This window comes from Stenotrophomonas sp. Steno-C17, assembly GCF_056393165.1.
The window spans coordinates 1-13,084 of the sequence record NZ_JBWJPD010000010.1 but is presented as its reverse complement, the minus strand read 5'-3'; the positions used below and the strand labels follow the sequence as shown (position 1 = coordinate 13,084).

At 67.6% G+C, this 13,084-nt stretch carries 10 protein-coding genes; 4 read left to right on the top strand and 6 right to left on the bottom strand.

The features are described from left to right. Positions 1-2 precede the first annotated feature (2 nt). Complete coding sequence (locus tag AC06FA_RS10585) at positions 3-2,018, top strand: acetyl/propionyl/methylcrotonyl-CoA carboxylase subunit alpha (protein WP_478068247.1); 2,016 nt, start codon at positions 3-5, stop codon at positions 2,016-2,018. Between the two features lie 18 nt (positions 2,019-2,036). On the opposite strand, the gene AC06FA_RS10580 is transcribed toward AC06FA_RS10585, so the two are convergent. After that, positions 2,037-3,221, bottom strand: coding sequence for a putative peptide maturation dehydrogenase (locus AC06FA_RS10580; RefSeq protein ID WP_478068246.1), 1,185 nt, complete (start codon positions 3,219-3,221; stop codon positions 2,037-2,039). A gap of 101 nt (positions 3,222-3,322) precedes the next feature. Between AC06FA_RS10580 and AC06FA_RS10575 the strand changes: the two genes are divergently transcribed. Next, positions 3,323-3,625, top strand: a complete 303-nt coding sequence (locus AC06FA_RS10575; protein ID WP_478068245.1) for an NHLP-related RiPP peptide — start codon at positions 3,323-3,325, stop codon at positions 3,623-3,625. On the opposite strand, the gene AC06FA_RS10570 is transcribed toward AC06FA_RS10575, so the two are convergent. The 4 genes from AC06FA_RS10570 to aceB form a co-directional block, all read right to left on the bottom strand. Continuing rightward, positions 3,566-6,133, bottom strand: coding sequence for a putative peptide modification system cyclase (locus AC06FA_RS10570; protein WP_478068244.1), 2,568 nt, complete (start codon positions 6,131-6,133; stop codon positions 3,566-3,568). The genes AC06FA_RS10575 and AC06FA_RS10570 overlap by 60 nt on opposite strands. A gap of 15 nt (positions 6,134-6,148) precedes the next feature. After that, a complete protein-coding gene (locus tag AC06FA_RS10565) occupies positions 6,149-7,189 on the bottom strand; it encodes a GGDEF domain-containing protein (RefSeq protein ID WP_478068243.1) in 1,041 nt (346 codons plus the stop codon). A gap of 293 nt (positions 7,190-7,482) precedes the next feature. Further along, a complete protein-coding gene (aceA, locus tag AC06FA_RS10560) occupies positions 7,483-8,784 on the bottom strand; it encodes an isocitrate lyase (protein WP_108748104.1) in 1,302 nt (433 codons plus the stop codon). A gap of 70 nt (positions 8,785-8,854) precedes the next feature. Further along, positions 8,855-10,477 (bottom strand): malate synthase A, encoded by a 1,623-nt coding sequence (gene aceB, locus AC06FA_RS10555; protein ID WP_478068242.1) that lies wholly within the window; start codon positions 10,475-10,477, stop codon positions 8,855-8,857. Positions 10,478-10,587: 110 nt separating this feature from the next. Between aceB and AC06FA_RS10550 the strand changes: the two genes are divergently transcribed. Next, entirely contained in the window at positions 10,588-11,556 is a 969-nt protein-coding gene (locus tag AC06FA_RS10550) for a LysR family transcriptional regulator (protein WP_478068241.1), read from the top strand. Between the two features lie 179 nt (positions 11,557-11,735). Here the strand turns inward: AC06FA_RS10550 and AC06FA_RS10545 are convergent, their stop codons facing one another. Next, positions 11,736-12,065, bottom strand: coding sequence for an immunity protein TriTu family protein (locus AC06FA_RS10545; RefSeq protein WP_478068240.1), 330 nt, complete (start codon positions 12,063-12,065; stop codon positions 11,736-11,738). Positions 12,066-12,138: 73 nt separating this feature from the next. Between AC06FA_RS10545 and AC06FA_RS10540 the strand changes: the two genes are divergently transcribed. Further along, positions 12,139-13,047 (top strand): LysR family transcriptional regulator, encoded by a 909-nt coding sequence (locus tag AC06FA_RS10540; RefSeq protein ID WP_478068239.1) that lies wholly within the window; start codon positions 12,139-12,141, stop codon positions 13,045-13,047. Positions 13,048-13,084: the final 37 nt, after the last annotated feature.

The window sequence follows — 13,084 nt, the reverse complement described above, 5'->3', positions numbered from 1 at the left end:
CCATGACCGAGCACGCTCCCATGAAGCCCGTTGCCATGTTCACCAAGATCCTGATCGCCAACCGTGGCGAAATCGCCTGCCGCGTGATCGCCACCTGCCGTCGCCTGGGCATCGCCACCGTGGCGGTGTATTCCGATGCCGACCGCACCGCGCGCCACGTGCGCCTGGCCGACGAGGCCGTGCATATCGGCCCGGCCGCCGCGCGCGAGAGCTACCTGCGCGGCGACGTGCTGCTGGACGCGGCGCGCCGCACCGGTGCGCAGGCCATCCATCCCGGATATGGCTTCCTGTCCGAGAATGCGGACTTCGCCGATGCGTGTGCGGCTGCGGGCATCACCTTCATTGGCCCGCCGGCCAGCGCCATCCGCGCGATGGGTGACAAGAGCGCGGCCAAGGCGCTGATGGCCCAGGCGGGTGTGCCGCTGACGCCCGGCTACCATGGCGACCAGCAGGAACCGGACTTCCTGCGCGCGCAGGCCGATGCCATCGGCTACCCGGTGCTGATCAAGGCCAGCGCCGGCGGCGGCGGCAAGGGCATGCGCAAGGTCGAACGCAGCGATGACTTCGTCGCGGCGCTGGCCAGCTGCCAGCGCGAGGCCGCCTCGGCCTTCGGCAACGACCACGTGCTGGTGGAAAAGTATGTCGAGCGCCCGCGCCACATCGAGATCCAGGTGTTCGGCGATACCCACGGCGATGCGGTCTACCTGTTCGAGCGCGACTGCTCGGTGCAGCGCCGCCACCAGAAGGTGCTGGAAGAAGCACCGGCACCGGGCATGAGCGCCGAGCGCCGCGCAGCCATGGGCAAGGCGGCCGTCGATGCCGCGCGCGCGGTGGGCTACGTGGGCGCCGGCACGGTGGAGTTCATCGCCGGCCCGGAGGGCGATTTCTACTTCATGGAAATGAACACCCGCCTGCAGGTGGAGCATCCGGTGACCGAGTTCATCACCGGCACCGACCTGGTGGAGTGGCAACTGCGCGTGGCGGCCGGCCAGCCGATGCCGCTGCGCCAGGAGCAACTGGCCATCCATGGCCACGCCATCGAGGCGCGCCTGTATGCCGAAGATGCCGACCGCGGCTTCCTGCCGTCCACCGGCACCCTGCGCCGCCTGCGCCTGCCGACGCCGTCGGCGAACGTGCGCGTGGACACCGGCGTGGAGGAAGGCGACAGCATCACCCCGTACTACGACCCGATGATTGCCAAGCTGATCGTCTGGGACGTGGACCGCGATGCCGCGCTGCGCCGCATGAGCCAGGCGCTGGCCGACTGCCAGGTGGTGGGCGTGACCACCAATGCCGGCTTCCTGCGCCGGCTGGTGAACACCGATTCGTTCGCCAACGCCAAGCTGGATACCGCGCTGATCGAACGCGAGCAGGCCGCACTGGATGCGGTGGGCGATACCGATGACGATCTGTGGCAGCTGGCGGCCGTCGCCGCCGTGGCCAGCGCCACGCGTGCGGGCAGCGATGCCCGCGATCCGCATTCGCCCTGGCAGGCGCAGGATGGCTGGCGCCTGGGTGCCGCCGCAGCGCGCGTGCTGCCGCTGCAGCAGGGCGAGCGCACACGCACGCTGAAGGTGTGGACGCAGGCCGACGGCTGGCGCGTGCAGTGCGATGACGCGGCGCCGGCAACGCTGATCGGCACCGCCGATGCACAGCAGCTGACGTTGCAGGTGGGTGGCCAGCGCCGGTCGGCGCAGCTGCTGCGCGACGGCGGCCAGCTGTTCCTGTTCGATGCAGCGGGCCAGCACCGCTTCACCCTGCACGATCCGGTTGCCGAATCGGACACGGCCAGTGCCGACGCTGGCAGCCTGCTGGCACCGATGCCGGGCAGGATCGTGGCCACCCTGGTCGAGGCCGGGACGCAGGTGAAGCGCGGCACGCCGCTCGTGGTGCTGGAAGCCATGAAGATGGAGCACACCCTGCAGGCGCCCGCCGATGGCACGGTGAAGGGCTACCGCGCCAAGGCCGGCGACCAGGTGGGGGATGGTGCGGTGCTGGTGGATTTCGAAGCGGGTTGAGGTCGGGTGGGCGCGTGCTCAGTTGGCGCGCGTCCATACCTGGCCGGCTGGGTCCAGCTCAGCGGCGTGCATCGTCGCCCCACGCCATCCGAACCCACAAATGGCCAGCGCGCCTTCCGTCAGTGGATCCAGAGCGAACACGCGCTCCAGCGGGCGCTCATTGATCGCGCCGGTAATGAAGGCGCCCAGCCCCAACTCCGTGGCCGACAGATACAGAGTCTGGGAAATGTGGCCAGCCTCGAGGGTTATCACACGATAGCCTTTGTCGTGCCGCCGGTACTTCCAGAAGGTGCGCTCGAACGCGGCCACCAGCACGACCAGGCAGTGCGCGTTGGCGAACCAGTCCTGCTGGCTGACTGCTTCCAGCGCCAGCGCAGGCAGCTCCGCGGCGTCGAAAGGCAGTGCCACCAGCTGGTGGCTGTCTGCGAGGTAGCGGTAGAGTCCCGGCGCGATACCTTCAACGTTCTGCACGATCAGGCACGCCGATGTCGGGTGCAGCCCTCCTCCAGAGGGTGAATTCTTCTTGTCGAATACCAGGCCACCACGCTGCACCCGCGCCTGCACGCCAAACGTGCGTGCCAGGAGCGTGGAGAACAACGACAGCGGCAGCGCGCGCGCTGCATCGAAATTGCGACACGTGGCCCGTCGATGCAGCAGGGCATCAAATTCAGTCTGCAGGGCCGCCGGCAGGTCGCGAACCTCAGCGGCATCGGGCACGACCCGATCAGGAGGCGGCTCGCCGTGGCGTTCCCGCAGGCCGGCGGCCGTGTCGATGCCGGCCGTGCGAGCATCGGCCACCGAGTCCACGCCATTCCAACGTGTGAACGCGTGCAGCAGCGCTGCCAGCGGGTGCCAATGCACACGCCGCAGGCGGGCATCATCGAATGCAGCGGCGGGAACCGCAGTCGAGGCGCCCTCGTGGCCAGGAGTAGTGTCCTGCACCACCAGACCCTTCCCGATCAGTGCCTGGAGATTCGCATCCTCTGCCAGCGCACTGTGTTCGGTCCATTGGCTGGGGCTGAGGCTGCCCAGCAGGTCACGCGCGGATGCGCTGATTTCCACTGGGGCCGGCAGGTGCGGGGCCAACGCATACCAGCGCAGGGTACGGGTGACGCCTCCTCGTCCGGACAGCAGCTCTGCCAGTGCGAACGCAACTTCCTCACGCGGCTCGAAGAACAGGATGGCACAACGTCGAATACGCATGGGGTCACGCCACCTTCAAGAGATTGCCTTGGCTTGCCGATAAGTTCGCCAACATGCCGCGCGCGCTTCTGCGTGCGGATTCAGTCGACAGGGGAACATCCGTGAGCACCGAAGGCAACAACCCGCAGTCCCATCCGGCCTTTACGACCGAATTCGCCAACCATCTGCTGGATCTGCTGTCCAGCGATGACGCGTTCCGTGCACTCTTCGCAGATGATGCGCACGCAGCCCTGCTGCAGGCCGGGCTGAGCGATGCGGAAGCTGACGCCGCCCTGGTGGGTGACAGTTGTCTGCGCCCGGAAACCTTGGCCAGCAAGGAAGAGATCTCAGCAGCGCGCGATGCGCTACTGGAAAGCATGACGTCGCAGACCGCCCACACTGTTCCCTTCTGCCTGCTGACCTGACGTTTCCCTGGCCACTGTCGCCGGCGCTGCAGGCACGTCTGCAAGGTCGGCGACATTCATCACCATGAAAGCCTGCGCTGCAATCGGATCGCCATAGGCGCGTCCGCGGTTCTGCAGCAGCCACTGCTGTTCACGCGCGGACTGCTTTGCCTGGCCCAACGCCTTCCGTGCATCGCGCATGGCCACATGCCACTGCACCAGGTCCTGCCCCTCTGCCAACGCCTGCAGCAGCTGTACGCTGCCCTGTGCATTGTTCTGCAAGCGCAACTGGTCGGCCCTGACGATATTCCACAGCGCGTCGTTGCGCGGGTGGCCGGATGCCTCCACGACCTGCGCCAATCGGCGTAGCTGGGTGGCATCAAGCGCGAAACCCGCATACCGCTGCTGCAATCGGGCGGCAGCCAGGGCGATGCCTGCCAGGTCGTCGCGTTCCTCGCCCGTTGCACGGGAGGCCGAGCGCAGCGCCTTCTGCAGCAGCGCATCGGCCTGCTGCCGCGACGGTGCCTGACCGGCACGGTAGCGAGCCACCATTGCGCCCAGCTTCAGCGGTACCGACATCACGTCTCCCTCTGCGGCAGCCTTGCTGATGCCTTCGTCGGCGACAACGATCGCCTCGTCCGCATGGCCAGCGCCAATGAGCGTCGCCGCCCAGTCCAGGTGCAGCAGGAAATCCTCCGGATGCGTGCGCGCCCGCGCCTGCGCCATTCGCAATGCCTGTTCGGTCCTGCCCAGCGTGGCCAGCACTGACACGTGGCGTCGATTGGGCGAGGTGGACCCGATGCGTTCGGATTCGACCAGGTCGCGGAGAGCGCCTTCGTGGTCCCCCATCTGCTGGCGGATACGCGCGGCCAGCTCACGCGAAAAGTGGCGCGTGGCCTCCTTCGCCTGGGCGGCCTGATTGGCCGCGCGCAATGCATCCTGCGAGTGGCCCTGCACGAACATCGCCCAGGCGTAGTTCTGCTGCGCCGCCGGGATATCCGGATAGACCTGAGCCAACAGGCGCCATTTTGCGGGCGCATGCAGCGCCGGCTGCTCGCCGAACTCGGCCTGCCAAGCGTCGATGTACAGACGATCGCGTACAGGCAGGTGCTCACGAAGTGCTGCAGCCTTCTGCATCCACGGCTTGGCCTGTGCGGCTTCGCCTTGTGCCATGTACGTCAGCATCACGCCCACGTAGGCCAGCGCGAACTGCGGGTCCACGGCCAGCGCCTGCATGTGGAGCGTACGCGCGTCGTCCATGTCGCGCGCGACGTACGCCTTCCGGGCAAGCGCATAGATCTTCAGCGCGTCCAGGCTGGAAGTGGCGACTGCAGGCAATGCATCGCCGCGTGCCTGCATCGCACTGGAAGCTTCACCCAGCTTGTCGCGCACTTCGCGGGAGACGCCGTCAACAGCCTCCAACAGGTCGTCCACCCCCCTCGCGTCGCGTGCAACCAGGTACACGGTGCGCCTGTCGGCCGGATCGACGACTTCGGCGGACACCCGCAGACGCCCGCCCACCTCGGCCACCACCGGCAGGATCAGGGCACGTGCGCCGTCCCGCACGGCAATTTCACTTCCCAGCGCACGATCAACCCTGGCGGCGCTCGGCTGCTGCATGCGTTCCAGCGCCTGACTCACCGCCACGTCGCTGATGATGTTCACGTGCTTGGACTGTTCCAGACTGATCAGGAATGCCTGGTCCAGAGAATCGTCAAGAATGTGGTTCCCGGTGAGGTTGCGGAAGCCACCCACCACCACCCAATCGCGTTCGGCGAAGGCAATGGCCGGCTGCGGCCGGGTCAGGAACCAGCCCCCCACCAGCAGTGCGGCGACCACGCCGACCTGTGCGGTCATCACCAGCGGCTGGCGCCAGAGCGGTATGTCCCGCGTTGCCTTGCCACTCTGCCGCGGGCGGCCGGGGGCCACCGCAGTCGGGTCCTGCAGGCCGAACACTTCCATCGACTGCGCCACGCCCTTGAAGCGCCAGCGCCCGTACGACTTCCATTTCAGCCCCTGCCCGGCATCGCCCAGTTCATGCACGGCGCGGCGCGCCATCGACTCTGCCGCGGCCGACATCAGCAACTGCCCCGGGCGTGCCAGCTGCATCAGGCGCGCGGCCATCGGCTTGGCCAGCCCCTCCACTTCCACCGGCTTGGCGCCGAGCGCAATCGACTCGGCGCTGTTGTTCCACAGCAGCACTTCGCCCACGTGCAGGCCCATGCGCGCGCGCAGCAGGATCGAGCGCTTGCCACCCAGCGCCTGCAGCCCGCGCTGGTAATCCAGGGCGAAGCCCAGCGCATCCACCGGCCGCTCGAACAGCATGAACAAGCCGTCGGAGCGATCGATCTGCTGGCCGTTCCAGCGCTGCTGCAGGGCCATCACCAGGCGGTCGTGGTCCTGGAACAATTCGGCGGCGGCGGTATCGCCCATCCGCTCCACCAGCTCGGTGGAATCACACAGATCAGTGAACAGCAGTGCCCGCAGTTGCGTGGTGTGCGGGGTCGACGTTCCGGTGTCGCCGTTCATCACCTGGGTCTCCGCTCATTGTCCGTCCGGGCCGTGGGCCCATCGCAGGCAGTTTCCGCCGGCACGTTTGGCTTCGTAAAGCGCCCGATCGGCACCGGCATACCACTCGCTCCAGTCGGCCTGCGCTACCAGCATGCTGACGCCAATGCTGGCCAGGCTGACGTGCGGGGTACCGTGGCCGCGTTCCAGCAGGCCGTGCACGGCGCTGAGGATGAACTCGGCGGCGTGCTGGGCGGCCTCGCGGTCGGCGCGGCGCAGGATCAGGCAGAACTCATCACCGCCCAGGCGGCAGGCCAGATCGTGTTCGCCGGCCATCGAACGCAGGATGTTGCCCATGCTCTGCAGCACGCGGTCGCCGGCCTGGTGGCCATGGCGGTCGTTGATCTGCTTGAAATGGTCGCAGTCGATCAGCAGCAACGCCTGCGGCGGGCCGTCCGGGTGCGCGCGCGATTCCTTCAGGTACAGGGTCAGGCCGCGGCGGTTGTGCAGTCCGGTCAGTTCATCGGTACGCACCAGCTCGCGGGTATGGGTGAGCTGGTGGGTGGTGATGTACAGGTTGTCCAGCGCGGTTTCCAGGTCGTGGTTGCGCCGCCGCAGCTGGCTGATCAGGGCCTGTTCGTTGGCCAGCACGCGCATGATCGTGCGCCGCAGGAACTGCGCCACCAGGCCGGGGTCGGCATCGACCAGGCGCTGGAACGCATCCGGGCCCAGTTCCAGCACCGTGCAGTCGCTCATCGCGCGGGCGCCGGCGCTGCGGGCGTGGTTGCCCATCAGCAGGCCCAGTTCGCCAAAGAACTCGTGGCGGCCCAGGGTCTTCACCAGCAGGTCCTCGCCGAAGTCCAGTTCGATCTGGCCTTCCAGGATGACGTACATGCTCTGCCCGGGGTGCCCGCGCAGGAACAACCACTGGCCGGCCGGCAACGGGCGCAGCTGGGCAAACTGCGCGAACAGGGCCACTTCAGCGTCGGAAAGCACGGCATGCGTCATCCCGGCCATCGCCGCAGCGGCGATACCGGATGTGATGTCTGATGTCTCGGCTGAACCCCTGCCGGTCATTCCCTGCCGCCAGCGTCCCCTGGTGAGCAGCGGAGCATAGCACCGCTTGAAACTGTGCGCCGCTTCTCATTTTGCGTCAAATCGCCGCAGATCCCGGTCGGCTCCCCCGCGCAGCGCCTATTCAGCTGACACAGTGCTCAGTTCGCTTACAACAACGCCGGCAGGTCCCCCGACCTGCCGGCGTCGTCTGGCCCTTCCCTGGCCACCCTGATCGGGGGTCGTAGGCCGGTGTCGCCCGGTTTACGTCAGTCGAGCAAGCTCGACTCTACGGACCGGGGCCGGCCGGCTTCGGCTCAGGCCGCGCGTTCGCTGCGCCCACCATGGAACTGCTCTTCCTCGGTCGAGCCGGTCAGCGCGGTGGTCGAGGACTGCCCCTGCTGGATCGCCTGGGTCACCGCATCGAAATACCCAGTGCCCACTTCGCGCTGGTGCTTCACCGCGGTGAAACCACGCTCTGCGGCTTCGAATTCGGCCTCCTGCAGCTCCACGAAGGCACTCATCTGGCGGCGTGCGTAACCGTGGGCCAGGTTGAACATGCCGTAGTTCAGCGCGTGGAAGCCGGCCAGGGTGATGAACTGGAACTTGTAGCCATAGCTGCCCAGCTCGCGCTGGAACTTGGCGATGGTGGCGTCGTCCAGGTTCTTCTTCCAGTTGAAGCTGGGCGAGCAGTTGTAGGCCAGCAGCTTGCCGGGGAACTTCGCGTGGATCGCTTCGGCGAATTTCCGCGCGAATTCCAGATCCGGCTTGCCGGTCTCGCACCACACCAGATCCGCGTAGGGAGCGTACGCCAGGCCACGGCTGATCGCCTGGTCCAGACCGTTGCGGGTCTTGTAGAAGCCTTCCACGGTGCGCTCGCCGGTGGTGAACGGGCGGTCGTTGGCATCGATGTCGCTGGTCAGCAGATCGGCCGCTTCGGCATCGGTGCGCGCCACCAGCAGGGTCGGCACGCCCAGCACGTCGGCGGCCAGGCGCGCGGCGTTGAGCTTCTCGATCGCTTCGCGGGTCGGCACCAGCACCTTGCCGCCCATGTGCCCGCACTTCTTCACCGACGCCAGCTGGTCTTCGAAGTGCACGCCCGCCGCACCCGCTTCGATCATCGCCTTCATCAGCTCGAACGCATTGAGCACGCCACCGAAACCGGCTTCGGCGTCGGCCACGATCGGCTGCAGGAAATCGATCTCATCCTTGCCTTCGGCATGGTGCAACTGATCGGCGCGCAGCAGGGTGTTGTTGATGCGCTTGACCACCGCCGGCACCGAATCGGCGGGGTACAGCGACTGGTCCGGGTACATCTGACCGGCCAGGTTGGCATCGGCGGCCACCTGCCAGCCGGACAGATAGATCGCCTTCAGCCCGGCCTTGACCTGCTGCATGGCCTGGTTGCCGGTCAGCGCGCCCAGCGCATTGACGAACTCACGCTCGTGCAGCGACGCCCACAGCTTTTCCGCACCCAGCCGGGCCAGCGAATGCTCGATGTGGACGGTGCCGCGCAGGCGCACCACGTCGGCGGCGCTGTAGTTGCGCTGGATGCCTTCCCAGCGCGGGTGGGTGTCCCAGTCGTGCTGGATCTGTTCGGCAGTGGGCAGCGTGCTCATGTCTTTCTCCAGTTCGGTTCGTGCAGCGGTTGCAGCGGGGAAGGAAGCGGCGTGGGAGCGCGTGCAGCGGTCAGTCGATGCGCGCGTAGGCCGGCAGGGTCAGGAAATCGGTCAGGTCGTTGCTGCGGCTCAGTTCGCCCAGCAGGGTGATGGCTTCGGCAATGCGGCTGCCGCCGGGCAGCGCGCTGGTATCGCCCAGTCGTGCCGGCAGCTGCGCCAGAGTGGTGTCGAGCAGGCCCAGGTCGATGGCGGTGCCATCGTCCAGCTGCTGCCCCGGCGTGTGCAGCCACTGCCACAGCTGGCTGCGGCTGATCTCGGCGGTGGCCGCGTCTTCCATCAGGTGGTGGATCGGCACGCAGCCGTTACCGTCCAGCCAGGCGGCCAGGTAGCGCACGCAGACTTCCACGTTGCCCTCGAAACCGGCGCGGGTGATGCTGCCCGGCGGCCGTGCGATCAGTTCATCACGGCCCACGCGCACGTCCTGGCGCAGCACGCCGTGCTGGTTCGGGCCCGGCATGTGTTCGTCGAAGATCGCCTGCGCCACCGGAATCAGCGCCGGGTGCGCGACCCAGGTGCCATCGTGGCCGGCGCTGACTTCGCGCAGCTTGTCGGCGCGCACGCGGGCCATGGCCTGTTCGTTGGCGGCCGCATCGTGGTTGATCGGAATCTGCGCGGCCATGCCGCCCATCGCATGCGCACCGCGGCGGTGGCAGGTCTGGATCAGCAGTTCCGAATAGGACTTCAGGAACGGCTGGGTCATGGTCACCTGGCCACGCTCGGGCAGCACGCGGTCGGCGTGGCGGCGGAAGGTCTTCAGGTAGGAGAAGATGTAATCCCAGCGCCCGCAGTTCAGGCCGACGATGCGGTCACGCAGCGCGTGCAGGATCTCGTCCATTTCGAACACGGCCGGCAGCGTTTCGATCAGCACGGTCACCTTGATCTGCCCGTGCGGCAGGCCCAGCATCCCTTCGATGTGCGACAGCGCGGTTTCCCACAGCGCGGCCTCCTCCATGCTCTGCAGCTTGGGCAGGTAGAAGTACGGGCCGCGATCCTTGGCCTGCAGCGCGCGGGCGTTGTGGAAGGCAAACACAGCCGCGTCGAACAGGCCACCGGCCAGCGGCTGGCCGTCCACGGCCACGTGCTTTTCGTCCAGGTGCCAGCCACGCGGGCGCACGATCAGCACCGCCTGTTCGTTGTAGGGGCGCAGGGTGTAGTGCTTGCCATTGGCGGCGGTGAATTGCAGATCACCACGCACGGCGGCGGCCAGCGACTGCTGCCCGGCCAGCAGGTTGCGCCAGGTGGGCGAAGTGGAATCCTCGAAGTCGGCCATGAACACCTTGGCGCCGGAGTTCAGCGCGTTGATGACCATCTTCGGATCGGTCGGTCCGGTGATCTCGACGCGGCGGTCCTGCAGCGCGGCCGGCAGCGGCGCCACGGTCCAGTCGCCACTGCGGATGCCGGCGGTGTCTTCGCGGAAGTCCGGCAGGCCGCCCTGGTCGAAGAACGCCTGGCGCTCGCGACGGGTCTGCAACCGCGCCTGCCGACCCGGTTCCACCGCGCGGTGCAGCGACACCAGCAGGGCCAGCAGCGGCGCCGGCAGCACGGTGTCCTGGCCGGCCACGCGGGTCGCCAGGGCGATGCCGGGGGTGGCCTTGGCCGGAGTGGAGGGAACGGCGGAAGCGACGGCGGACATGGGGCAACTCCAGCGGTGGGGGAACGTCCCCAAGGTGCCGCCCGGCTCCAGTATTTGGCAAAACAGTTTTTGCAATGCTTTACATAAAACGTGCTAATACTTATGACGCCATGCCCACACGCAGCCCGCCAAGTCCTCGTTTTTCCTACAAATCCGACCGGCTGAAGCCGCTGCGTGCGTTCTGCCAGACGGTACGCCTGGGCTCGGTCTCACGGGCAGCTGAGGCGCTGTTCGTCAGCCAACCGGCCATCAGCCTGCAGTTGCAGGCGCTGGAACGTGAGTTGGGCGTGGCGCTGTTCGAGCGCAGCGGGCGGCGCCTGGTGCCCAGCCGCGAGGGTCAGCTGCTGTATGAGATGGCGCAGCCGCTGGTGGAAAGCCTGGACGGGCTGGAGGCGCGCTTCCGCGACAAGGTGCGTGGGCTGGACGCGGGCGAACTGAACATCGCCGCCAACAGTTCCACCATCCTGTACCTGCTGCCGAAGATCGTTGAACGCTTCCGCCAGCACCACCCCGACGTGCGGCTGACCCTGCACAACGCGATCAGCGCCGACGGCACCGACCTGCTGCGCGAGGATGCGGCCGACCTGGCCATCGGTTCGATGACCGACGTGCCGGCCGACCTGACCTATGCGCCGGCCTATCGCTTCGAACAGGTGCTGATCGCCCCGCACGATCATCCGCTGGCCGCGGGCGGCGAGCTGGAACTGGCCGATATCGCGCGCTACCCGCTGGTGCTGCCGCCGAAGCGGCAAATCACTTACCGGCTGGTGGACCAGGTATTCCAGCGCCACCGCATTGCGTACACCGTTGCGCTGGAAGTGGGTGGCTGGGAAGTGATCAAGCAGTACGTTGCAATGGGCATGGGCATTTCCATCGTGCCGGCGCTGTGCCTGCATGAGAGCGATCGCGAGCGGCTGGCGGCGCGGTCGATGAAGCGCTGGTTCCCGGAGCGAAGCTACGGGGTGATCGTGCGCCGGGGCAAGGCCTTGTCGGCGCAGGCGCGGGCGTTCATCGACCTGGTGCAGCCGGAGCTGTTCAGCCCGCGCGATTACGACCAGAGCGGGCATTCGGAGCGGTAGGGGGTGTCGGGCAGGGCTGCCGCCCTGCACCTGCTCGAAATCAACGGCAACGGCAACGGCAGAAGCGGGCATTCCGTGGGATGGCGGGGTCGGATCCCGTTGCGATGCAACGGGCTCTGACCCCATGGTGATGTGCCAGTAGATCCACGCCATGCGTGGATGCGCTTGATCAATCGGGGTCAGAGCCCGCCGCTTTGCAGCGGGATCTGACCCCGGCGGCGGGATTCGGCGATGGCGAGCCATGGGGCGAAGGCGGTGTCGAAATCGCGTGGCTGCAGGTCACTCCAGCTGCGCTGGTAGATGCGCTGCTCAGAACGGACGTCGAGAATCTCGGCGTCACACTCGCCCGCGCTCCAGTAGGTGATGCGGGCGATGACGTGTTCGTTGTCGATATCGAGCGTGGCCGCCGGGTTGGCGGTGGGGCTGCAGCGGCGTGCACTGCCGTGTGCGGCGGCCCATGCCAGGAAGGCATCCAGGGCCGGGGGGCCGATCGTCTGCTCGCGGGTCATGGCGCTCCGGCCGTTGCGGGTTCCTGCCCGTAAGATAGGCAGGCCGACCGGGCGTGTCACCCGTCATTGCTGCATGTCCATCGAACTCCGCCACCTGCGTTACTTCCTGGCCGTTGCCGATACGCTGCACTTCGGCCAGGCGGCCGAGCGGCTGGGCATGTCGCAGCCGCCGCTCAGCCAGCAGATCCGGCAACTGGAAGAACTGATCGGGGCGCGCCTGTTCGTGCGCAGCCATCGCCGGGTGCAGCTGACCCCTGCCGGTGAGCTGCTGCAGGAGCGCGCGCGGGCCATCGTGCAGCAGGTGGAAAGCGCGGTGGAGGAAGTGCAGCGCGCGCAGCGCGGCGAGCAGGGGGAACTGCACATCGGCCTGACCCGGGCCACGCCGCTGTCGCCGCAGATTCCGCGTTCGATCCTGCAGTACCGCCAGCAGTACCCGCAGGTGCGGCTGCAGCTGAGCGAGATGAATACCCTGCAGCAGATCGATGCGCTGCTGGACGGCAGCCTGGACGTGGGCATCATCCGCAAGCGCACCTTGCCGCCGGAACTGGTGGCGCACAGCCTGTTCGTCGATCCGCTGGCGCTCATCGTGCATGCCGACCACCCTGCCCTGCGCCGACTGTCGAAAAGCGGCGCGCTGTCGCTGCGCGATTTCGCCCAGGAACCCTTCGTGGCCTTCCGCCGCAGCGCCGGTGCCGGTATCCACGACCACATGATCGCGCTGTGCGCGGCGGCGGGCTTCACCCCGCGCATCGTGCAGGAGGCGGGCGAAGCGTCGACCCTGATCAGCCTGGCCGCCGCGGGCCTCGGTGCGGCGATCCTGCCGGCGTCGTGCGATCACATCCGGGTGGAAGGCGCGCGCTTCGTGGCGCTGGCCGACGCCGGCGCGCATTCGGAAGTGCAGTTGGCGTGGCGCCGCGAAGGGGTGACGCCGTTGATCCGCAATTTCGCCGGATTGTTGCGCGGGGCGTTCGCGGCGGAATGAGCGCGTCGCACATCCCCCGCCGGGCATGGCCCGGCGC

What these genes read in the sequence shown, in the direction of transcription:
- AC06FA_RS10585 (WP_478068247.1), top strand. Translation starts at nt 3, where the DNA reads ATGACCGAGCACGCTCCCATGAAGCCCGTTGCCATGTTCACCAAGATC.
- AC06FA_RS10580 (WP_478068246.1), bottom strand. Translation starts at nt 3,221, where the DNA reads ATGCGTATTCGACGTTGTGCCATCCTGTTCTTCGAGCCGCGTGAGGAA.
- AC06FA_RS10570 (WP_478068244.1), bottom strand. Translation starts at nt 6,133, where the DNA reads ATGAACGGCGACACCGGAACGTCGACCCCGCACACCACGCAACTGCGG.
- AC06FA_RS10565 (WP_478068243.1), bottom strand. Translation starts at nt 7,189, where the DNA reads ATGACCGGCAGGGGTTCAGCCGAGACATCAGACATCACATCCGGTATC.
- aceA (WP_108748104.1), bottom strand. Translation starts at nt 8,784, where the DNA reads ATGAGCACGCTGCCCACTGCCGAACAGATCCAGCACGACTGGGACACC.
- aceB (WP_478068242.1), bottom strand. Translation starts at nt 10,477, where the DNA reads ATGTCCGCCGTCGCTTCCGCCGTTCCCTCCACTCCGGCCAAGGCCACC.
- AC06FA_RS10550 (WP_478068241.1), top strand. Translation starts at nt 10,588, where the DNA reads ATGCCCACACGCAGCCCGCCAAGTCCTCGTTTTTCCTACAAATCCGAC.
- AC06FA_RS10545 (WP_478068240.1), bottom strand. Translation starts at nt 12,065, where the DNA reads ATGACCCGCGAGCAGACGATCGGCCCCCCGGCCCTGGATGCCTTCCTG.
- AC06FA_RS10540 (WP_478068239.1), top strand. Translation starts at nt 12,139, where the DNA reads ATGTCCATCGAACTCCGCCACCTGCGTTACTTCCTGGCCGTTGCCGAT.